This is a genomic window from Candidatus Zixiibacteriota bacterium, from assembly GCA_040756055.1.
Classification (GTDB): domain Bacteria; phylum Zixibacteria; class MSB-5A5; order GN15; family FEB-12.
Window position 1 is genome coordinate 180,713 of sequence record JBFLZR010000001.1, and the last position, 21,933, is coordinate 202,645.

The following is a 21,933-nucleotide window of genomic DNA, read 5'->3' on the forward strand; positions in this document are numbered from 1 at the left end:
GCTGTTTGGAGGCGGCGATGTAAGCCGCCCGGGCGGATCAATTCTAAAACGGAAGATACCTATATATTTCTTTAACAGCCAAGGCCTGAAATTGTTCGAGGGCTTTCAGACTGGCGGGGTCATCACCGGCAATGAATCTCACGAAAGCAACATCGCGCGGCTTGAATGTCAGGGCGCTCGCCAGCAGGTGAAGTTTGAAAGTGTAGTCATTTGCTGTCTCACCGAAGTTGGTGACATACCAAAAGTCCATAATCCTTCTGGTCGCTCCGTATTGCAGGTCAAATCTGCCCGCCGGTATTGTCCGGTGGTCAAGGGGAATTTTGTTGTCTTCGGTTTGCTGCACCACCCATCCCGCTCCCGGCAGACAATTGCGGGGCGAGTGGGGTCCGCCGAAAGTTGCCTCGGAAGAAAAGAAGTCGAACAAAAGGTGAATCTGGATGCCATCGGGATTTGTATATGTAGCGGAAAAAATATCAACCGGATTCAGCATCTCCAGAACGGGCTGCGAGACTTCATCTCTTTCTCCCTGCCACGGGCCAATCGTAAGCGGGAAGTTATCGAAATTGACGTTCCCGGCCGAGGCGGGGCGATGGTACTTGATAACAAGCGCGATGGTGAAGGTCAGAACCAGAATTATCAGGATCGCCGCAAACGATTTCTTATCCATATCAGAATATTCCCCAGAATTACCATGATAACAAGAGCCGTGAAAAAGACAAAAAGCCCCGAAATCTCGTGTATAAAATCTTCAGCTACCTCTTTGCTGATGGCATACGCGCCAAAAGCGGCCGTAAACACGCGGAAGACGTTGGTGACAATGGCGATGGGTATTGCCGCCACGAACAACACCACCGGAAGAACCTTGCCGGGCAGGCGGAAATAAGCATACAGGGCCGCTAATGCCAGCAGCGTCACAAGACTTCTCAGCCCACTGCACGCTTCGACAACTTCCAAACTGTAACCGGGCAGGTTGATGATGTTGCCATTTCGCATGACAGGTATGCCCACCAACTGCAGAAGCGAAGTCGTCACTTTGGAGGCGAAAAGCTGCATTGGAATTGTTGCCGAGTGATAAATGATGGCCGGGACAGGGATCATGAACACTAAGAAGAAAAACGCGAACCAAACCTTTCGAAAATTTTCGTTGCCGAGGTAATACCAGGCAAAACCGGAAAGGACTATCACCAACCCGAACCGGGTGGTGAAAAATTCGCTGGCTGCGTAACCGAATATCAGCAGGATGCACCCGGCGACAAACAGCGCCAGTCCCTGTCGCGATGTTTTGGCGGGGAGGTTTATGTCGTGGCGTTTGCGATAAAACAGAAAGATGGAGATCGGTATTATGAAGAAACCGTGTGAGTAGTTGCCATCGTGATACCAGTCCGTTGCGAGATCAGTCAATATCGGCACAGAAAACATCAGCAGCACCAGCAGGATTGTGTACGGATAAAGGTAGAATTTGAGATGCTTGAAAACAGATTCTGTGTCGAGTCGCATTCGTTTCTCCCGGCTCTTACTGCCGCTTTCCAATATAGTTACATCGAGTTCAGTCATCCAAGTTAAAACATGACGAGCGTGGCCTTATGCCTTTTGGCGCGATATATCAAGGAGTTGGTCCCATTCTACGGACTAAATACGCACTATCTGCGCATTGAAAGAACGGATTTAAATTCGATAATTCCAGCGTCGGGGAGGAAACTTTGGGAATGGATGACATTGGTAAATTGCTGAGCACTGCTCAAAGTCTAAACAGGTTTTGAGGCTCGGAGCGCTTCCGGTCGGCGACCATTCTGAGCCTTTAAATCACGACACAACATAGGCTTGAGAGAATTTCCAGGCAGTTGGTGCACGATTTGCTAAGCATTCCAACTTGAAACAAACACAACATGAGGCTCTGGAGAAAACGATGGACTATCTCAAGTACACATCAAAACTCGCTACTCGCGTCGCCCGTCCGGGGGCTATTCTCGCAGCACTTTTACTTCTTTTTTCCGCCAGTTCATTTGCGACCCTCACCGCACCGTCAGCATCTCCAACATCGGTCACGCTGACCTGGACAGCTCCGGGGGACGATGGTGATGTCGGCACGGCCGCACAGTATGATTTGCGTTATTCGACTTCGCTGATCACCGAGGCCAACTGGGGTCAGGCCACGGTGGTGTCGGGGCTTCCCGCACCGCAGGCATCCGGATCGTCCGAATCATTCACGGTTACCGGGTTGAATCCGGGCACAACCTATTATTTTGCGATTAGGGCGGCTGACGAAGTCGCTAACTGGTCGGCGCTATCAAATGTGGCCACAATCGCCACCGACCCTGAACAGGATGCTCCTGCCAACGTGGCTAACCTGGCGGTTGCCGAGAGATTCCGCTACGCCGCTTTATTGTCCTGGACAGCGCCCGGCGACGACGGTAACACGGGCACAGCCACCACATACGATATTCGTTATTCGACCAGCACTATCACCGATGAAACCTGGAGCGCCGCGTCACAGGTAGCCAACGAACCGGCGCCCAAAATCGCGGGGACCACGGAGACTCTTACGGTATCGGGACTTCAAGAGAACACCACCTACTATTTCGCCCTTAAAACGGCCGACGAGGTTCCTAACTGGTCGGGGCTTTCGAACGTAGCCACGACGACAACTCTCGGCGACGAGACCCCTCCGTCGCAGATTGACGACCTTCAGGCCGCCTCGGGCGAGGCCAATGGTGAGATAGACCTTAGCTGGACGGCGCCCGGTGATGATGGCCTGACCGGAACGGCGTCAGTCTATGAAATAAGATTCTCTCTCACTACTTTGACTGAAGCCAACTGGGATTCCGCCGACCTGTGCACTTCTCCTCCATCGCCGCTGCCCTGCGGTGAGGAGCAGACTCACACGCTTTGCGATCTGAATCCCGGAGAGATGTATTACATTGCTTTGATAGCCTATGATGACGCCGGTAATCCTTCTGCCATCTCCAACATCGACTCGGCTGTTTCGAAACTCTCTATTATTTCCGGAATCGATGATGAATCCGATTTATTGCCCGATGAATTCTCGCTTGGACAGAATTATCCCAATCCTTTTAATCCGACAACTGAGATTAATTTTACTCTTCCTGTCTCGTGCGAAGTCAGTCTTATTGTGTACAACGCCGTCGGCCAGAGAGTGGCTACTCTGGTCGACGGTCGTCTCTCGGCCGGTTATCACAGCGTGCGCTGGGACGGGCAGGGAGATAATGGTCGGAGCACGGCAACCGGTGTATATTTCTACCGACTTCTGGCGGAGGAATTTTCGGAAAGCAAGAAAATGGTTCTGTTGAAGTGATTGCTGTTTCATAGCTTGCCAGGGGACCGGCGACGCGCGGCCGCGTCCCCTTTTCTTATTGCGATTTCCCCAATATTAAGGAGAGTCTCACCCCTGGTCGCGTTCCCGGCACGTGAAGGCGCACGGGTTATCTGACATCGTAAAGTGAGGGTTGCATCACATCGTATAAATCAGTAGATTCTTGTCGGACTATAGCATGGGGCTAACACTGAAAACCATGCCAGGCAATTTGCTGAAAATATGATTGAAAACAACGACCAGCGGCTTCCACTCATAAGCGTCGTGGTGCCGGTTCGAAACGAAGGCCCTTTTATCAGAAGGACCTTGGAATATATTGCCGGTCAGGATTACCCGGCTGACAAACTGGAAATATTTGTCGTCGACGGATTCTCCGAAGATGGCACACGGGAGATCGTGCTGGAGATGTCGGCGGCGGACTCAAGAATTAAATTATTGGACAACCTGGTAAGACTGTCATCGGCGGGCCGCAATATTGGAGCCAGAGCGGCTAAGGGCGAATTGGTTATCTATATTGACGGCCACGTATACATCGACGGAGATCAGTTACTGGTTAACACCGTTCGTCTTATGCGGGAAAAGAAGGTCGAGGTATTGAGCCGCCCACAGTTTCTGGATACTCCTGACAACAATTTCATGCAGCAGGCCATATCTCTGGCGCGGAAGTCGGTAATCGGACACGGCCGTGATTCCACCATTTACACTGTCAAAGAGAGCTATGTTGACCCCACTTCTTCTGGAGCCAGTTATCATAGGAACATATTTGACCGAGTGGGTTATTTTGACGAGAATTTCGATGCTGCTGAAGATCTCGATTTTAATTACCGGGTCGCCAGCGCTGGCTTCAAATCCTTTACTTCCCCTGAACTCGCGGTGTACTATTATCCCAGGACCAGCCTTCCCGGATTGTTCAAACAGATGAAAAGATATGGCACCGGACGCTTCAGGTTTGTCCAGAAGCACCCAGAGACATTGTCCGCCGCAATGCTGGCACCCACCGTGCTGCTCGTAACGCTGCTCGGGCTTCTGGTGGCATCGTTCTGGATATCTATCGTGCCATTTGCGACCATCGCAGGGGCTTACCTGCTGACATTGTTGACGGCAAGTTTCGCAATTTCTGCCGGGTGCGACTGGCGTTTTCTGCCCGTGCTGCCTGCTGTTTTTGTTACTATTCATTTTGGCCTGGCCTGGGGATTCCTTCGAGAGGCCATTAGCAGTCTGTTTGGGAGAAATGGCGAAAGACATCCCGAGGAGAAGCTATGAAGCGGAAATGGAAGATTGTACTTATACTTTCTTTGATCGGCAACCTCTGTATTTTCTACGTTGCCTATAAGGCACTCGAGTACCGGGCGCACATAAATCACTTTCTCGACAAATACACTCATGTCACAGCCGAATTTTCGGAACGGTCGGTTTTCGAGCAGGACAATGCGAGACTCAAGGGGAGTCCACCGGCAGGCAATCGGGTTGTTTTTTTTGGTACCCAGGTGATTAAGAAGTGGGATCTGAAGAGGTATTTTGAAAACTATGAGCCTGTTAATCGTGGCGTTGCGGGCCAGAGGGCATCGGGGTTTCTGCTGCGGTTCAAACCTGATGTAATCGAGCTTGAGCCTATGGCCGTGCTGATAGAGCTTAGCTCGTACAATTTCCGCCCCGAGAACACGGTCAAGGAGCTTGAGGACTATGTATCGCTCATAGCCCAGTTGTCGCGGGTGAACGGGATCGAGCCGATTCTGACCACGGTCATACCGCCGGCCGTGGACGTGGAGGTGGAGGGTCACGGGGATTATTCTGTGCATGACAGTCTGAAAGTTTATAATGATTGGATAAGGACATATTGCACGGACAACGAATATGCGCTCGCAGATTTTTACAGCATACTTGCTGACAGCAACGGATACCTGTCAGGTAATTTGGCTTCAAACGCTGTTGAACCGAACGAAGAGGGGTACGGCTTGCTATCCGAGGCGGTACTGAAAACGCTACAGAACGTCAAGGTAACCGCCGGATTATCTGATTAGCAATTGTGTGGAGAGGTCCGTATTTTTTCGCCGTCCGAAGCCCGGGTTTATCGGATAGCGGCGGTTCGGCTGCGGCGGCTGACTCTGAAGCGCTTTTATTATTGACTAAAAACGACCAAATTATAATATTGCCGCCACGGAAATCTCTAAGGGTGACCGGCGGCCGTAAGCTTTTTAACCAGAGAATAGTTATAACCTGTTGTCCCGAGAAAACCTGTGCTTTTTAACTCCTTCGAATTCGCAATATTCTTCCCGGTGATACTTGTCCTTTACTGGTTGCTTTCGCTGCGCTATCAAAATATTCTCTTGCTGGTCGGCAGTTATTTCTTCTACGGTTATTGGGATTGGCGATTTCTTTCGCTGATTGCCCTTTCGACAATTATCGATTATTTCGCCGGTCTAAAAATCGAACAGGCTCATCAGGCCGGCCCGGCGAAAAGCGAAAAAAAGAAACAATTCTGGCTTTTGACCAGCATATTTGCCAATCTCGGTATCCTCGGTTTCTTCAAATACTTCAATTTCTTTGTTGACAGTTTCGCGGCCCTGCTCGGAGCGGCCGGCGTAAATTCCGAGGGATTGTACTTAAATATTATCCTTCCGGTGGGCATCTCGTTCTACACGTTCCAGACCATGAGTTACACCATTGATGTCTATCGTGGCATTATGAAGCCAACCCGCAGTCTGCTGGGCTTCGCCGTTTACGTTGCTTTTTTTCCGCAGCTTGTGGCCGGACCGATCGAAAGGGCCAAGAACCTGCTTCCCCGTATCTTGGGCAAAAGACAGTTCAATTTGGACCAGTTCTTTGAGGGAACGCATCTTATCCTGCTTGGGTTGTTTAAGAAAGTCTATGTCGCCGACAATTTGGCTCCTTATGTCGACAGCATTTTCGCCTCAGCCAGTCATACCGGCTTTGAGGTAATCGCCGGAGCCTACCTTTTTGCTTTCCAAATTTACTGTGATTTCTCCGGATACTCTGATATCGCTCGCGGCTGCGCCAAGTGTATGGGTATCGAACTAATGGTTAATTTCAGGTATCCTTATGTTGCTGTAAACCCGAGCGATTTTTGGAAGCGGTGGCATATTTCTCTCTCCTCGTGGTTAGCCGATTATCTGTACATTCCTCTTGGCGGCAACAGGAAGGGTGACGCTGCGACATACAGGAATCTTTCTTTAACGATGCTGCTTGGCGGCCTCTGGCACGGCGCATCATGGGTTTTCGTGTTGTGGGGGGCCTATCAGGGGGCGCTTTTGATAGGGCACAGGCTCCTGAAATCGCTCTTCTCGAAACTTGAAGGCCTTACGGGGGTTGTTCCCGCAGCAGTCAAGAAGACTCTCAAGATATTTATCATGTTTCAGTTCGTTTGTGTCGGATGGATAATATTCAGGGCGGAGTCGATGTCTCAAATAAGGGAAATGACTTCGGCTTTGCTGTACTGGCAGGGCCGCTCGGATTTAACCTTGCTGAAGCCCTTAGTGCAGTTCGCCCTACCGCTTGTTTTGTTTGAAGTCTTATACACTCTGGTTACGAAAAACGAATGGGCCAACTTCCAGAAAGTTCCAACTCTCGTCAAAAGCGCCGCGTATGCGGTTGTTTTCTATCTGCTGACTTTTTACGCGGCCAGAGCCGAGAGCTTTATTTACTTTCAGTTTTAGAGTGGAGAGCTTGACAAGTTGACAATAAACGGAACGATGGTTCGAAAAATAAGTTCGTGGACAGTCTATGCGGCTGTGTTTCTGATTGTGCTCGAGCTTTGCGCCCGCATCGATGACAGGCTTAAGTACGGCGCACCGTTTTTCGGAGAATATACCGATGAAAGGCTAAGATCTTTCGACGATGAAGGCGTGAGATATAATATCCCCAATATAAGCTTCGAAAAGTGGCACCACAATGACCTCGGTTTTCGAGGTCCGGATATAGATTTAAAAAAGCCGGATACGACCACGCGGATAGTCTGTATGGGAACATCGGAAACTTATGGCCTTTACGAAAGCCCGGGCAATGAATGGCCGGCTCAATTATCCGGGCAACTGAATCGGACCGGACATTTTGACGTCATCAATGCTGCGACAGTCGGACTCAAGAGAATACATTATCTAAAATATCTCAAGAAATATGTTTATAGGCTCGACCCGGATATTGTGGTCCTGGTCATCTTCCCTTCATTTGAAAAAGCGGCGCCCCCCGCAGAAACGATCACCACAGAGACCTCAGTAATACAGGCAACTCCAGAAGAGTCGAACAATCTGACTTTAGAGTCGTTGAAGCCGAGTTTCAGAATCCTCCCTAAAGCCTGGCAGGTGGTCAAGAGATTTGTCCCCAACTGGATGTTGGAACGATATCAATACTGGAATCGCCTGAAACAAATCCGGGACTTGGAGCGAAGATATTTGAAGGGCCAGGCGCCTCTCGACAGGATCCCGACTGAAGACTACGCCGGGTTCAAGACGGACATAGAACAGGTGGTACGAGACCTGAAAAGCAGAGGTACCCACGTAGTGCTTACAACTTATCCGTTTCTGATGAATCCGCATAATCTTGATAAGTATCCTTTGATCTTCATGGAAGCACGACGGTTCGCCATAGAACTGTCCTACGAGGGCATGATGGACGCGTGTTCACAGGGAAACCGACTGATCCGACAAATTGCCCGCGAGGAGAACACAGGACTTGTTGACTTATATCTGGGCATCCCTCAGGACACGGTTCATCTTGCGGACAACGTTCACCTGACCGACGAAGGGGCCAGGCTCGCGGCGGAGCTTGTAGCCAAGTATATCACCGCCAACTTCGTTCGCTGATTATGTTATTCTCCTTTATTCCATCCTGATGGGGCAGCCATCAGGGATATGCTGATTCGCGGAAGATTTCGTCTGCGCTGGTTTTAGTTAATTATCGAGCCAAAGTGTTATTCTTTTCGCGCGGGTCCTCTGTCTGAGTGAATCGGAAACGGACTGATTTGAAGCGATGAAGGGACAATCAAGACAAAAGGATCGTTTCCTTCATTCCACCCACATGACATCTACTGGGGGGCCTATCGCGGGTGTCATTCCGAAGAACGGATAAAGATGAGAACCGCTGAATGTGAAAGCCCCCGAGAACGGCCAGAGTTTCAACTCGGCACTATTGTCAAATGACCCCATAACCAAAGTGGTGGTGTAGCGGTCGACATATATCGACCCGAACACGATTTCGATTTCAGGGGCCTCAATCCAGGCACCATCAATTCGGCACTCTACAATTTCAGCGGGCTGCTCGTCGAACAGGCTGCAGAACATACCGGTAATCATCGTACCCGACAGATTTTCGAAATTCACCCAGAGCGTATCGCCGCTCACCTGAAAAGAACAATTTACGTTAGCGGTGTCAGGGAACATCAGTCCTTCATCAGCGAAGCACGGAGAACTTAACGACACGGCGATCATTATCGGAAGCAATAACGGCGAGATAGACACCCGAAGGCAGGTCTTTTTCCAGGCGGATGTTGTAATCACCGATCGCCATGCGCTCGCGACGAACGTTTTTAATCTTTCTACCAAGTATATCATATATATCAATTCGATAATAGTCAGACCGGCTCACGTGCCAGCTTAGTACCATACTCGCGTTGCTGACCGGATTCGGATAGATTTTTATCCGAAGGTCTTCGGGCAACAACTCCGGGTCACTGCCTTGCGGATCATCAACGCCAACCACCGTCATAAAAGAAACGGTATCGGAGGTAGCAGCCTGTGAAACGTCATTATAGACCGACACAGCTCTAATAGAAAATATTGCCCAATCGCCGGGCCGCTCAAGGGTTACAGAGTTGTCTTGTGTAACAGAAGAAGACGAAGTTCCCGTTACTGAATCATTGACGCCGTTGATGTTGTATGACCACGCATAGTGGTCCAGATTATCACCATAAGGAGGAGGCCCCCACCGAACCAACAGATGACCATCGCTATCGACGGATTGGGAGAGTAGTCTCCCGGGCATCAGGATTAAAAGCAACAGGCCGAGCGGTATCAGGAATCTTCGGTGACGAGCTAATCTGTCTTTCAGGCAAAACGCAATATTCATAAGAAATGTATCGGTAGAATATGAATTGGCTCAGAGTAACTTCATACCCTGATTATACGTCCATGAGAGGAAAAAGGCGAGCCATTTTCTTGGCGGCTATTTTTCTACCCTTGGAAGGTCTTTCTCCTCTGCGATTTGCACGGTTTTGGATGGGTCGAAAAGATGGACATAGTTTCTTCATCTATCCGTTTTTTACCCCAGAATAGGCTTGTTGTCGTGCGTATATGCAATATATTGTATTATCATCGAGCCAGGTCCAGCGCGGCAATTGTGTCCGGCCGAATTGTCGCACCGACTGGCGTTCAAAGTGCGATTTGACGCAGGGAGTTAATAGTGAGTCACATCACCCGGCGAAAATTCATTAAGAATGTAGCCAAAATATCGACCGGTACGGTCATTGGCGGCTATTTGCTGGATTCGTCATTGTTGTCGGTGCAGAAGGCACTTGGGGCCACAAAGGCCTACGTATATTTGGCGCGAAACGGATCGCCGGCTGAGAATGTCGCCAAGGTAATCGATATGCGCTTTGGTGGTATTGAGAATTTTATCGGCTACGATGATGTTGTTGTCATTAACCCCAACGGCCAGTGGACCAACCAAGGAGGCTCGAATTGTGCTTGCTGCATGGGGCTTATTGACCTAATTCTGAACCGGCCCGGCGGATTTGACGGTGAGATTATCTTTGCTGAATGCACCCAGTTCTCGACGACCGGCTATTGGACCGCATCGGAGTCCTGGGAACTGCAGAGAAACGGCCCTTACGGATTCAACGACATGATTCTCTCTTATCAGAATCAGGGATATTCCAATGTGAGCGGCATAAGAATTCGCAGGAGCCTTGATGAGCCTTCGGAGTGGCCGGTGTTGTTGAGTCCTACGGACGGTCAGGGATGGATCCGGTCGGAGTGGGTCTCCCCCACAACCGGATGTCTGTTCTATCTGCCTCACCCCGTAATCAGGTCTCCGTATTCCAACAGGCTGGTAGATCTCAACAGCGGGGTGTATGAGGAAGGAGTACAGGCTCCTGTAAATTTGAGATTTATCAAAATACCTAATCTCAACAATCACGGGATCAATGCTCAGCAAGACTATGCTGGCATCACCAGCGCCACGAAGTCTTTTTTGGGAATAGCCGAGCTGGAGGGAGATGTTAGCGGACAGTTTCAGGACGGCCATCGTAATATGCACTGCTATTCCGACGGATGTCACGGTGGAACGCTGGCCCAGCGAGCGTTCGCGACCGGTGAGTCTGCCGGTGCATGGATGAAGCTCTGCCGCAAGCCGGATATATTCCTGACAACGGCTGAATGGGTGGGCTGGGGAGACAGGACCTCCGATCAGGCTACTCAGGCCCGTACAGTCGGTCTGGCAGAAGACCCGGCATCATTGGACTACTATATGAGCAAGTATGTTGTCTGGCCCTGTTATCTTCCGCAACAGTATTTCAATCCGGACTATGATATTGCCAACAACATGACTCGCCAGACGATAGACGGCTGTGTCAGTCAGGGGTTCGGTACGGCCAGTGAGGACGAGCTCGCGGCCTATGTATACGATTTCAACGCCCCGGAGGTGTTTCGATTCGATATAGACCGGATGATTCAGAAGTTTCGCAGCGGCGAGGCAACGCAGCAGGATGTTCTGGACCTCATTGAACAGTACAACCAGGGTTGACGGATGACTGAACGCCGCACAGTTGTAAAATTACTTGGGTCGCTTCCGTTGGCGCTCTACATTGAATCGCTCTCAGGATGTTCGAGTCAGGAGGATGATCGCGTGGCTCTGCCTCATACGCCGGCAACAATATTCAAATCGACGGGACCGGACCCGGCGGCGATTACGCGCCGCCTGCTCGAATCCCTTGGGGGAATATCCGCTCTGATAGATAAGGATGATATCGTCGTCTTGAAACCGAACAGCCAGTGGTGGCACCAGGGCATGACGAATACCGATATTATGGCGGAATTCATCACCGCGGTACTCGAGATACCGGGATTCGCCGGAGAAATCATAATTGCCGATAACCACCAATGCAAAGAGTTGAATTCGCGCGCCTGGACTACTCAGGACCGCAACGGCCGGTTCAACTATAACGAACTGGTCGAATATTTTAACAATCGGGGCTTTGCCAACGTAACGAAATATCACTGGAACCCCGCCGGGCCCAACCCGACGCCGCTTCAGATGGATGGTTTCGGCAACAGCGTGGTCAGCCACCCCTCAGAAGGTGACGGTTACATATGGCCGCGCGATCTGTACTACACCTGTCCTCATGGAAATCGCTGCCTCCTCGCCTATCCGGTGTTCACTTCCTCTTACAGCGGCGTCGCGATAGACCTGAAAAGCGGGGCGTTCAAAGATGGCGGTTATACGGGGCAACCCGTGAAGTTCATCAACTTTTCGGCCATGAACCATCACTCCGGCTACTCCGGAGTTACGGCATCGGTCAAAAACTTCATGGGCGTTGTTGATATGAGTTGTGGCTACCCCGGGCCTGAGCCGGACGGATTCTACAACACCCATCACATAGGCGCCTCAGGGCTGTTCAAATTCATGTCCAGACACAGGCATGCTCTCAGAAAAATGCCTTACTTCAATGAGCTGTATCTTCATCCATCGGTCTTTCGTTTCCGCTACACCGGGGGAGTGCTGGGGAAATTCATGGCTTCGGTGCGAAGGGCGGACTTGAATATCATCACCGCTATTCGGATTGGCTGGGGTTCGCGGGTTGACAAGGCTATGGCGGCTCCGACCGATACGGTGCTGGCTTCGACCGATCCTGTCGCTCTGGACTGGTGGGCCGCAAAGAACATCCTGCTTCCGGCGACCTTCGCCGCCAACGCGGGAGAATGGCTTTTGGAAAAGAACGACCCTGAGTACCCCGAAGGCAATTTCAATCAGTTTCTCGAAGAATGCCGCCGAGAAATTGGCGGCACTACCGATCCGAATCTTATGACGGTACACGAAGGTTGATTCGGTTTACGCCGCTGGCCGATCTATTAGTCTGCGGACATAACGCACTGCCGCTCTCAGAAATGAAATCTGCCGAAGTTTTCTGCGCACAATCCTTGGAAAGTATCCCAACAAGAGAGGCACCGCTCTCTTGCGGTAGAACCACACATGATGAAATTCTCTTTTCTGGACATTCCAGTTCTGAGCCCAGGGAGGGTCGCTAATCAGTTCCATTCGATCGATCTGTGGCGATTCGAACGCGTGCCTCAGAACACACTCAAGAAGTATATTCCCTGGAGAGCATTTCGAATAGTTCTCGTCGTATCCCATCTTATGCCCGAAAAGAGATCTTCCGCATTTGATATCAAACGCACCAGCAATTGTTTTGCCTTCGGCAACAAGGAAGTGTAACTGAAGCCAACCACGCCGTGAAAGCCGGTCCGCGAGAGCCATGTAGAACTCCACAAGGTCGGGTATTTTTGCGATTGCCGAACCTTCACGTCCTTTCCAGTTAGCATTCTCGACTTCTAAGAATCTCGATAGGCCGTCGACACCCGTCGATTGTACCTCACCGCACTCGTAGCGAACATTTTCGTAAGAGCTCAACCGGTTGGAGTAATTGGTCAAATTACTTCTCCATTTTGGCTTGAGACTCTTTCGGTAATCCGCGTATACGCCCACTGTCGGCAGAAACGCACCCAGGTTGGCGAGTTCATGGTAGCCCAGCCCATTGCCGCCACCGCTATAAAGACATTTTACCGCCGGAGACAAAACGGGTATCCGTTCCATATAGAGCCAGGACCATTTGGGGTCGACCGCGTCGAGTGAAGAGATGATGGCCCTGACCACCTGAGCCTCGTTTTCCGGCGCTGCCAACAGGGCCACCGAACGCGTATGGCTGTCGCCGGGTGTACGAAGTTCCGTACAGGAAAAACCCATCAGCTTGCGATGGCTGATAATAACGGGCAGGACCCCCACAAATTGTGTCCCCTGAAGAGCTATCAGACAGCACCATCTTTGCTCAGGTTTAAGACGATATTTCAAAAAAGTCGACACCCAGGCGTGAGAACTCTGCGGGAGTTGTTCAGGGCAACGGGCAGTCAGTTCATCCCACGCCGCTGCGTAAGTTTCGAGTTGATCAATATCCCGAACACACTTTACGCTTATTTCCTGATACATCTTATCTATCCTCAATCACCTTGATTCTTCCGGCCCTTCCCCGGCCTCACGCGGAAGAATATCCCTTGCCGTTTTTGACTCATTTACCGGTTGGCTTGCCCTCTGGCAAATCTTTTTAGTAACCGCTCTCTCTGCTGTTGATTCATCAGTTTCCACCAGAATACCGTCATCACGGCGATAACCACCCCAGCACTCTTAATCAGCAGACCCGGCCAACCGTCGACTGCGACAAACCTGTCGAGGAGTAAGGCCGGTGGTAAGGCCGTCAATACGCTTAACAAGACAACGCGACCGATATCATTATAGAAGATTTTGACATCAGATTCAATTATTCTATGGAACATAATCGGATAAACCAGAACGTATATAACAATCTGTGGGATGGCTGTACCCCAGGCGACACCATATATACCCCATCGCTGAACAAGAATTATACTCAAAACAATATTGCTGACCGCTTCTACCGCCAGCAGATAGAATAATTTCTTGTGTTTGCCAATGCCCAGCAGCACGGAACTGGCCGTCGACAATGGTAAACATACACACGTTGGCACGATGAGAATCCACAGTACCGTGACAGTGCTGCCGAATTCATTTCCCATCCACAGGTATATAAAGGAGTCACCCAGCACCAGAATGGAAACGCCAATTGCTGCGTAGATATAGTAGAGCTGCCTGGCGGTGCTGTAAAAGAGCTTTTTTATTTCATCCATATCCGCTGTGGAGTCAAGGTGACTGACAAGCGGCACCAGAGGAATACTTACGGCATGGGCAATCACCCTGATATAGCCCATGAGACTTCCGGCGATGCTGTAGAACGTAACGGCGGTAGTGGAGAGGTAAAGACCGATGACAATATTATCAGTGTTGAATATCACCAGATAGGCGGTCATTATCAGAAAGCTGATTCCCCCGTAATTCAGCATTTCGGCGATTCTCAGTCTGGTAATATACTTTATCGAGTATCGAATCTGGGGAATAAGCCTGCTTCGGATCATGGTCCTTATTTGTGAGGACAACAGGGTCATAACGACGGTGATTGTCGCCAAAGCCAACAGACCATGACCGGTCATAAGAAAATAGACTGTAACGGCGGCCCCTATAATATTTCTGCCTATTTCCACGGCATTGGTCAGCGCGTACCTGTGAAACGGACCCAAGGCAGAAGGAACTACATAGAAGAAGGAAATGGCCTGATTCAGACCTACGAGCAATATAACATGTCTTGATATATCGAGGTACCGCGGTTCGATATTGAAAAAATCGATCAGTAAAAACGCGACCACCGCACTTACCGCCAGTACCAAGAGCCCGCTGATGCTGAATATGAGAAAGATGGAATTGACTACCTGATTGAGATTGAAATCATCTCCGGAAGCGTAATACTTCGGGGCGTAGCGTGACAGAGTCTGGTTCATCCCCGCGTTTATGAGAGCGGTATAGGATATTATCGAAAGAGCCAGAGCCCAGATGCCATACTGCTCCTTGCCAAGCGTGTGCACCAGAAAAGGACTCATGAAGAACGCAATGATTGCCGATGCAGCAGTCGCAACCCAACTGGAGAATATATTTGAACCAAGCCGTTCTCTGGGAGTTCTCATACTTTAACCGCGAAACAATAATTTTCCTATTTCGAAATCAATATTGGCTCTCTTATTCCCCGACAAGCTCATACGGGGCAATTTAAACAGGCCGAGGTCTTTCAAAGGATAATGAATCTTACCGAACCGGCTCGTGAATGCAACATCGTAACCGGCCTCACAAACAAGCTTCGGGGTCCTTTCATTGTATGATCCTGCCGGATAGCAGAACGCTCTGACAGTCTTTTTCAAATTTCCCTCAATCGCAAAGCGAGAGTCGGTGAGTTCCGAGAACGCCTCTTTGTCCGAGAGAAATTCCAGCTTACGATGTGATACCGTATGTGATTCGATAGAAACGCCATTTTTTTCAAGTTCGCCCAATTGGGGCCAGTCCATGCACCTGACATCAAGAGAGTATTGTACCTCTACTATGGTTAGCAGTTTTTCGACGACTTCATTTATCTTATCGTCCGGAAGACCGCTCATACTGTAAATGACTTCCCGACCGATAGACTGCCTTGCCGACTCGTCAAAAGTCTTATGTTTATCCAGCACGAACCTCAGTTCGGCCGGAAAGACCTGCTTGTTCGACTGCAGGTTCTGCCATTGGGAATCATCAATTTTACTCATCATATCGGTCAGTTTCAGGTGCCAGAACCGGTTGTCTGTGCCTATATAAGCCGTAGGGGCGAAAATCACCGCAGGCCAGTTGTTCTGCACAAGAATTGGCACAGCGAATTCTACCAGATCATGGTCGGCGTCATCAAAGGTTAGCAGGGCGCAGTGCTTTGCTGGTTTCACCTCACCTTTCACATACCGTATGAAGTCGTCCAGACTGATGAAATCAAAGTAACGCTTGAGTTGTCGTAGTAGAGATTCATATTGTACGCTGTCCATCCCCCGGTCATAGTTGGTCATGAAGACTGTAGTTTTGCTCTGAGGGACTATGCGATGGAAAGTCATTACGATTAAAAGGCGCTTGCGACGGAAAACCGGATACAGGGCATACAGCAGCGGCCAGAGACGCAGGTAGTATGCTGCTGAAGCGAATATTTTTACAAAGAACTGTCTGTTCACAATCTCTGGTCTCCGGTGCGGAATGTCAGCTTATGCGTCAAATTACAGTAACGTCTCCCCGCGGCTCCCTCAAAAACAGTTTAAGGGACGATTTACCAGCCAGGATATCGTAGTCCGCGGTCAATCTCAGACAAAATATCTTAAGGTACGTAATTTGGGACAGAGGTCTATAGCCGCACTTCAAATGAAAGTTAAGAGCATACCGATTGGTAAATTCCACTATTGAGAACAGGTCACTGAATCCTTTCGCGTTAGCATGTTTCACGCTTTCTGAGAACAGGGCCATGTTGAGCCCCTTTTTTCGCGTCTCCGGCAGAGTGTACAAACCAAAAGTATAGTGTCCGGTCGGTCCAAAATCACGGGCATATCCCAACCCTCTAACAAAACACTTATTGAAGGCCGACCAGGCAATTGACGAAAATGAACCATCCTCAAGCCTTCCCATATAACAGACGGCCCCGGATGCCATCATTTGTCGAATGTGATCTTTGCGCACACCGCTAATCCGATTAATTTCATCGATATCCGATGAGTCGGCCAGTTTTGTTCGTATGTCAGGGTTCAGTCGGCCGCTGAATTCAAAATGCCCGGTGTATAGAAGCGTCCCCTTATTAAATCGTAGCAACCATCTCGGCAGCACACCAGAGATAGCGTGCACTCCGAGCGCAAACTCCCCATTGAGAACGTGGCCTGCTACTGTTTTCCCAAAGCGCCACAGCTTTCTGAAGAACTCAATTATCATATCATATACCTGCCGCATGATCGTTTGCGGCGACGGTCATGCCGTCGCGTTGAACCATCACGACGCCGCGGTGTCATGCTTTACCGTTCTGGCGGACAAGGGCAATCTTTTGAAAAACATAATCAATTTACCCAAGAGGCCGGGCCGGCCGACAGTTACGTCAATGTGTTTTCGGATCTGTTCTGCCAGTCTTCCCTTATGCTCCGTCACCATCCCGCTCAAGTCATACTCCCATTTTTGTCCTGAGTCGATGGAGTCCTTGAGGCAGTAATTGTGCAGAACAATGCCGGGCATGAAGTAAGCGTACTCTTCATCGTATTCCCACCGTATGCCCACCAGCCGGTTACGATGCCTGAGATAATAGGAGAAAGCCGCGAGCTTTTCCTTGATAACAAGCAGGTAGGCAACAAACAACCCACTCTCCGCAGTCAGAATGCTGAAGTCGCGGTAGAAATCAGCCACCTGCGGCATCGATTTCAAATCGGTCTTTTCCGCAAACTTCCAGCTTCGGCCCGAAACCTCGACAAGCGACTCAAACCACCGCTCGAAGTCTGAGGAGTTCTCGACTTTCAAAATCTTGTACTCGCCCTCATTTTGCAGACGATTGAGATAGTTGCGATAGTTCTTGCGGTAATTTTTCGATTTGCTTTTCAGATATGTCTCCCAATCGGTTTCATTTACTTCGAAAGGAGACTGCAAGCCATCTTCCGTAACAAAATTGAGGTTCTTTTCGACGTAATCCATGAATTTTGCAGTTGCTGGAATCCCCGCCTCCATGGCTTTGAATTCGGCAATGTCCCATCCCCCTATCGCGAAAAGGGAATCAAAAAAAGCGTTCGAGTCGATTGAGTTATCGATGATAAAGTTGCTCCTCGGTGTGATGCTGGATCTGAGAAATGAGAGTATCCTCAGTGGTATCTTTTTTCTGGACTGCCATACTATTTGAAGTGGGGCTACCGCGACCAGTCTATCGTTCTCCCAGGCTGTGTGAACTACCAGCTTTCCCTCTGGCATCAGGTTTTTTATCCAGCACTCGAACCATTCGTGCTTCATGAACGCATGGTCAACATCTGTCGCCTCGACCAACCGGTTCCATTGTTCCTTCAATAAGAGGAACTCTTCGAATGTCGTTAAAAGTTTGAAGCGCAATTTTTCAGTCACCGGTTTTGTCTATTCGAAGCGGTATTGTACTGCCGTGTATGCTGTTGAACCTAATGAAACCGTTGAGCTTACCCGGTCTTCGCCCTGCGTCGATTCACACCCATTCAAAGCCCGCTGGAGGTACTTTGAGCATTATTTCGAGTTTATTTCTTTTGTGGGGCCATTTTTTATAGTAGCAGACGGAAATCCCCAGCAGCCTCAAGTAGCATGTTTCGCCGGACACGACGAAATTCATACTCTGATGAGTTTTTATTGAGGCGACGTTACCGAAATGGATGATCCCGATGGCGCGTTTCCGCCCTGCTTTAACATAGTGCTCATAATTTGCCTTGAGACAGGATACATGCAACCCCTTACCGCGCTCATCCGGCGCCGTGAACAGACCATACAGGAAATACGCATCATCGCCGGTATCAATGCGCGCGCCGGAGTCAACAGAGAACAGCTTTCCCACCCGCCCCCAACTGGTCGCAACCACCAGGCCGTTTTTTTTCACCATATAGCACGTATCTCCGGCCTCAAGTCGCGATACGATTTTTTCTCTGCGAAACCCTTCAAGCCGGGCAATTGAATCAATATCATCGGCATCGGCGGCCTCGACGGTATAGTTTTTGTACTGTCTCGTGATCAATTTCGGTTGCACCGCTTCGGCCAATACGGAGTGGTTGTAATAGAACAGCCAGGAGGGAACGCGCCACATTATGGCATGAAGAACGTACCAGGAACCCTCTCTGCGGTATCCCTCCCTGAAATTTCTCACTTTGGTCTTTAATCTTTCGAACATACTGCGAACGACTCACCGATTACAATATGACTTTCGACTAATTACTGCTTTTTTTCACAAAAAGAGCTCACCCTTTTCAGAACCCATTATATAGTCAGGCTTTTGCCCTTTTTAGGTTTGTGCTCATAACAAGCTCAATCGGGCGACCTCTGTCAATAAATTTTCACGGCCCGAGGACGCCTTTCAGCGTTATCGACAACTGTCCTAACTGTCTGAACAACAGTATGGTTCCCGTTGTTCTCATAGCAGTAATTGAATAATTGACAATAACGGAAAATAGCGGCAAATTCCGAGTGGATGGCTAAGCTCACACAAAAAAGTTACATATCCTCAAAGGGGATTCAGTACTTTTTCTACTTTCTTGTCTGCCTTGTACTGACAGTGGGGCTGTTCCTGCCGGAACCGTTCAATATCGTACCGGTCGCCATACCGATTGGCGTAGCTCTCGTCGTTCTTGTCCTTAAAAAGCCGTTCGCCGGACTTCTTATATACCTCACTTTCTTTCTTATCCGGCCGCAGGAATTTGTCAGTGTTCTGATGAACATGCCAGTTCCGCTGGAAAGACTAACAGCCGTTCTTCTATTTATCGCGCTGTTTCTGAAATTTCGGCTCGAAGACAGACTCAAGCTGAGCTTTCAGCCTATCGATTACGGGATAATCGCCTTTCTGGCGGTTGCTTTCATGTCAGTTCCGTTTGCCATCTGGATCGACAGGGCGTGGGAATCCTGGCAACTTGTTCTCAGACTGGTTATTGTGTACTGGTTTATAAGGTCATTGACTGAAACACAAAGACAGTTGGCCATCCTTATCGCCTTTGTGACCTTGTCCACGGTTTTTCACGCCGTCGCTTCCGTTGTAAACTATTACCGCGGCATCACTTCCTATGAAATGGGGATTGTCAGGGCGATCGGCCTCGATACCTCTTACGGAGCCCCAAACTCGCTGGCGGCGACAATCGTGTACACCCTGCCGTTCATGTACTATTTGTATAAAAAACACAGGACGCGTCTGATGCGTGTATCGCTGCTTATTGGTACCTGTATAATGTTATGGTGTGTCATTCTTACCGGCTCCCGGACGGGCATGGCCGGCGTACTTTTTATGGCATTACTTATTATCTGGTACAATAGAAACAGGCTGGTCAATTTACTCCTTTTGGTCCTGTTCAGCGCGTTTGCATGGGTCCTCATGCCGTCCGCGTATCAGGAACGATTTCTGAGCACAACCGACTTGGAATCGGACACCAGCGCGTCGGCATCGGCGCGAGGCAGAATAGAGGGGCTCGAGAAGGGGTTCGAGCTATTCATTAACCGTCCGATTCTCGGTTATGGGATAGGCTGTTATCAAGCCGCGGCGGCTATGGTTCTTAATCGTGGCTGGCTCCAGGCGCATTCGCTCTATGGTCAGCTCATCGCCGAGCTGGGATTGTTCGGTATCCTTGCCTTCATTCTATGGCTATATTACTTATTCAAGGGATTAGCGCAACTGAGTCGAGAAAGTATTGCCGATAAGGAGTTGGACCGTAATACCAAGTTTTTGGTTGTTTCGTTGAAAATGCAGGTTTTCCTTTTGCTGTTTTTTGGCCTGGCTGGCCATAATCTGCTCAGGTATAATTGGTACATTATTTCCGGCCTGACGGTGGTCATGGGGCTGATAGTCGCCCAAAAAAATGAGGATCGGTGACTGAACAATGGATCTGATTAAATATCTGTCCGCGACCGTCTTCACTCCTTTGTACGACCTCAAGGAGGGGCGCAGGGTGGGCCGCGAACTCAAACACCTTTACAAGAGTCAGCATTGGTCGGCCGAGCGAATTCGCGATCGGCAATTAGCCCAGTTGAGAGAGATGATTGATTATGCAGTAGCACACTCGGCATTTTATAGAAGGGCTTACGGTAGCGCCGGCGTTGGGGCAACTGACATAACGTCCCTGAGCGACATCAGCAAATTCCCGGTTCTAACAAAAGACGATATCAGGGCAAACCTGAATGACATGGTCTCCGACGAATACCCGCCCGCGACTCTCTTTGCCAAGCGCACCGGTGGCTCCACTGGAGTGCCACTGCGGCTGTACGTTGACAAGGAGGCGATGACACTTAAACTCGCCGCGACCAGAAGACATAACAGTTGGGCCAACTACCGAACCGGCGACAAACTCGCCGCCATCTGGGGTGATACCGACAAGAAATACTCATGGAAAGAGCGGTTGCTGAACAGTCTGATCTATCGGACTATTTACCTGGACACGCTCAAGCTGGACGAGGCTTACATGCTGGACTTTGTCGCAAGAGTAAAGAGATTTAAACCGTCGGTACTGATGGGACACGCCCATTCTCTGTATGTATTCTCGCTGTTTGCAGAGGAAAACGGTATTTCCGATCTGCCATTTCAAAGCATAATCTCGACATCGGAGGTTCTCTATGATTCCGAGCGCGCAAAGATCGAGGAGGTTTTTGGTCCAATAGTGTTCGATAGATATGGCTGTGAAGAACTGAGCATTGTTGCATCCGAGTGCGAAAAGCACGAGGGTCTTCACATAAACGCCGATGGGCTCTATGTCGAAGTGATAGGTGGCGATGAAGTTAACCCCGGAAAACTCGTAATAACGGATCTGTGGAATTATGGGATGCCGCTGATTAGATACGAGGTGGGGGATATGGCCACGACAATTCCAGCCCCGTGCCCCTGTGGACGAGGGTTGCCACGTCTGGGTAAAGTCTACGGACGCACCTCCGATTTTTTGATAACGCCAGAGGGCAAAATGATATCCGGAATCTCGATTCTGGACACGTTCACGATTCACGTCCCCGGCGTGAAACAAGTTCAGATAGTCCAGGACCAGATCGATGAACTCGTGTTCAAAGTTGTCAAAGGCCCCAATTTCGGCGATATTTCCATCCAGACGATCAGTGAGAAGGTCCCGACGTTTTTTGGTCGGCGGATGCGGCACAAAATCGAAATTGTTGAAACGATTCCACAGACTGCACGGGGTAAATACAGGTTTTCGATATGCAATGTTCCGTTGCGCGGCAATCGCGGGAACTGA

At 49.7% G+C, this 21,933-nt stretch carries 19 protein-coding genes; 9 read left to right on the top strand and 10 right to left on the bottom strand.

The genetic code is table 11. The annotated features are described in order from the left end of the window. Positions 1–43 precede the first annotated feature (43 nt). Both AB1483_00845 and AB1483_00850 read right to left on the bottom strand, forming a co-directional pair. Positions 44–667: an exosortase C-terminal domain/associated protein EpsI gene (locus AB1483_00845; protein ID MEW6411000.1), complete on the bottom strand. Its 624-nt coding sequence runs from the start codon at positions 665–667 to the stop codon at positions 44–46. Next, entirely contained in the window at positions 637–1,497 is an 861-nt protein-coding gene (locus tag AB1483_00850; GenBank protein MEW6411001.1) for an exosortase/archaeosortase family protein, read from the bottom strand. Before AB1483_00850 ends, AB1483_00845 begins: the two co-directional genes overlap by 31 nt. 373 nt (positions 1,498–1,870) lie before the next feature. Between AB1483_00850 and AB1483_00855 the strand changes: the two genes are divergently transcribed. The 5 genes from AB1483_00855 (at position 1,871) to AB1483_00875 (ending at position 8,151) form a co-directional block, all read left to right on the top strand. Further along, complete coding sequence (locus tag AB1483_00855) at positions 1,871–3,313, top strand: fibronectin type III domain-containing protein (protein MEW6411002.1); 1,443 nt, start codon at positions 1,871–1,873, stop codon at positions 3,311–3,313. 240 nt (positions 3,314–3,553) lie between these two features. Next, entirely contained in the window at positions 3,554–4,594 is a 1,041-nt protein-coding gene (locus AB1483_00860) for a glycosyltransferase family 2 protein (GenBank protein ID MEW6411003.1), read from the top strand. Continuing rightward, complete coding sequence (locus AB1483_00865) at positions 4,591–5,352, top strand: GDSL-type esterase/lipase family protein (GenBank protein ID MEW6411004.1); 762 nt, start codon at positions 4,591–4,593, stop codon at positions 5,350–5,352. Before AB1483_00860 ends, AB1483_00865 begins: the two co-directional genes overlap by 4 nt. Positions 5,353–5,568: 216 nt before the next feature. Continuing rightward, positions 5,569–7,005 carry an MBOAT family protein gene (locus tag AB1483_00870; protein MEW6411005.1) on the top strand — a complete coding sequence of 479 codons (1,437 nt, stop codon included), beginning with the start codon at positions 5,569–5,571 and terminating at the stop codon, positions 7,003–7,005. 18 nt (positions 7,006–7,023) lie between these two features. Further along, positions 7,024–8,151, top strand: coding sequence for a hypothetical protein (locus AB1483_00875; protein ID MEW6411006.1), 1,128 nt, complete (start codon positions 7,024–7,026; stop codon positions 8,149–8,151). Positions 8,152–8,352: 201 nt separating this feature from the next. On the opposite strand, the gene AB1483_00880 is transcribed toward AB1483_00875, so the two are convergent. Together AB1483_00880 and AB1483_00885 are read right to left on the bottom strand one after the other, a co-directional pair. Beyond that, positions 8,353–8,727, bottom strand: a complete 375-nt coding sequence (locus AB1483_00880) for a hypothetical protein (GenBank protein ID MEW6411007.1) — start codon at positions 8,725–8,727, stop codon at positions 8,353–8,355. A gap of 10 nt (positions 8,728–8,737) precedes the next feature. Beyond that, the gene (locus tag AB1483_00885) at positions 8,738–9,412 is read right to left on the bottom strand and encodes a T9SS type A sorting domain-containing protein (protein MEW6411008.1); all 675 of its coding nucleotides are present in this window, start codon (positions 9,410–9,412) and stop codon (positions 8,738–8,740) included. 333 nt (positions 9,413–9,745) lie between these two features. On the opposite strand from AB1483_00885, the gene AB1483_00890 reads away from it, so the two are divergent. Then, entirely contained in the window at positions 9,746–11,086 is a 1,341-nt protein-coding gene (locus AB1483_00890; GenBank protein ID MEW6411009.1) for a hypothetical protein, read from the top strand. Positions 11,087–11,089: 3 nt separating this feature from the next. After that, positions 11,090–12,385: a DUF362 domain-containing protein gene (locus AB1483_00895; protein MEW6411010.1), complete on the top strand. Its 1,296-nt coding sequence runs from the start codon at positions 11,090–11,092 to the stop codon at positions 12,383–12,385. 6 nt (positions 12,386–12,391) lie between these two features. On the opposite strand, the gene AB1483_00900 is transcribed toward AB1483_00895, so the two are convergent. The 6 genes from AB1483_00900 to AB1483_00925 all read right to left on the bottom strand — a co-directional run bounded on the left by AB1483_00900 (position 12,392) and on the right by AB1483_00925 (position 18,887). Beyond that, entirely contained in the window at positions 12,392–13,543 is a 1,152-nt protein-coding gene (locus AB1483_00900) for a GNAT family N-acetyltransferase (GenBank protein MEW6411011.1), read from the bottom strand. Positions 13,544–13,626: 83 nt separating this feature from the next. Next, a complete protein-coding gene (locus tag AB1483_00905) occupies positions 13,627–15,144 on the bottom strand; it encodes an oligosaccharide flippase family protein (GenBank protein MEW6411012.1) in 1,518 nt (505 codons plus the stop codon). A 3-nt stretch (positions 15,145–15,147) separates the two neighbouring features. Then, entirely contained in the window at positions 15,148–16,200 is a 1,053-nt protein-coding gene (locus AB1483_00910; GenBank protein ID MEW6411013.1) for a polysaccharide deacetylase family protein, read from the bottom strand. Positions 16,201–16,237: 37 nt separating this feature from the next. Continuing rightward, positions 16,238–16,942, bottom strand: a complete 705-nt coding sequence (locus tag AB1483_00915; protein ID MEW6411014.1) for a GNAT family N-acetyltransferase — start codon at positions 16,940–16,942, stop codon at positions 16,238–16,240. A gap of 57 nt (positions 16,943–16,999) precedes the next feature. Further along, on the bottom strand, positions 17,000–18,091 hold the full coding sequence (locus tag AB1483_00920; protein MEW6411015.1) for a GNAT family N-acetyltransferase: 1,092 nt from the start codon (positions 18,089–18,091) through the stop codon (positions 17,000–17,002). Between the two features lie 106 nt (positions 18,092–18,197). After that, positions 18,198–18,887 (bottom strand): hypothetical protein, encoded by a 690-nt coding sequence (locus AB1483_00925; GenBank protein MEW6411016.1) that lies wholly within the window; start codon positions 18,885–18,887, stop codon positions 18,198–18,200. Positions 18,888–19,184: 297 nt separating this feature from the next. Between AB1483_00925 and AB1483_00930 the strand changes: the two genes are divergently transcribed. Together AB1483_00930 and AB1483_00935 are read left to right on the top strand one after the other, a co-directional pair. Continuing rightward, positions 19,185–20,570, top strand: coding sequence for an O-antigen ligase family protein (locus tag AB1483_00930; GenBank protein ID MEW6411017.1), 1,386 nt, complete (start codon positions 19,185–19,187; stop codon positions 20,568–20,570). Positions 20,571–20,577: 7 nt separating this feature from the next. Continuing rightward, positions 20,578–21,933, top strand: a complete 1,356-nt coding sequence (locus AB1483_00935; GenBank protein ID MEW6411018.1) for a phenylacetate--CoA ligase family protein — start codon at positions 20,578–20,580, stop codon at positions 21,931–21,933.

Excerpts from the sequence above, each read along its gene's own strand:
- AB1483_00845 (MEW6411000.1), bottom strand. The coding sequence starts at position 667 with ATGGATAAGAAATCGTTTGCGGCGATCCTGATAATTCTGGTTCTGACC.
- AB1483_00850 (MEW6411001.1), bottom strand. The coding sequence starts at position 1,497 with ATGCGACTCGACACAGAATCTGTTTTCAAGCATCTCAAATTCTACCTT.
- AB1483_00860 (MEW6411003.1), top strand. The coding sequence starts at position 3,554 with ATGATTGAAAACAACGACCAGCGGCTTCCACTCATAAGCGTCGTGGTG.
- AB1483_00865 (MEW6411004.1), top strand. The coding sequence starts at position 4,591 with ATGAAGCGGAAATGGAAGATTGTACTTATACTTTCTTTGATCGGCAAC.
- AB1483_00880 (MEW6411007.1), bottom strand. The coding sequence starts at position 8,727 with ATGTTCCCTGACACCGCTAACGTAAATTGTTCTTTTCAGGTGAGCGGC.
- AB1483_00885 (MEW6411008.1), bottom strand. The coding sequence starts at position 9,412 with ATGAATATTGCGTTTTGCCTGAAAGACAGATTAGCTCGTCACCGAAGA.
- AB1483_00895 (MEW6411010.1), top strand. The coding sequence starts at position 11,090 with ATGACTGAACGCCGCACAGTTGTAAAATTACTTGGGTCGCTTCCGTTG.
- AB1483_00900 (MEW6411011.1), bottom strand. The coding sequence starts at position 13,543 with ATGTATCAGGAAATAAGCGTAAAGTGTGTTCGGGATATTGATCAACTC.
- AB1483_00905 (MEW6411012.1), bottom strand. The coding sequence starts at position 15,144 with ATGAGAACTCCCAGAGAACGGCTTGGTTCAAATATATTCTCCAGTTGG.
- AB1483_00915 (MEW6411014.1), bottom strand. The coding sequence starts at position 16,942 with ATGATAATTGAGTTCTTCAGAAAGCTGTGGCGCTTTGGGAAAACAGTA.
- AB1483_00925 (MEW6411016.1), bottom strand. The coding sequence starts at position 18,887 with ATGTTCGAAAGATTAAAGACCAAAGTGAGAAATTTCAGGGAGGGATAC.
- AB1483_00930 (MEW6411017.1), top strand. The coding sequence starts at position 19,185 with ATGGCTAAGCTCACACAAAAAAGTTACATATCCTCAAAGGGGATTCAG.
- AB1483_00935 (MEW6411018.1), top strand. The coding sequence starts at position 20,578 with ATGGATCTGATTAAATATCTGTCCGCGACCGTCTTCACTCCTTTGTAC.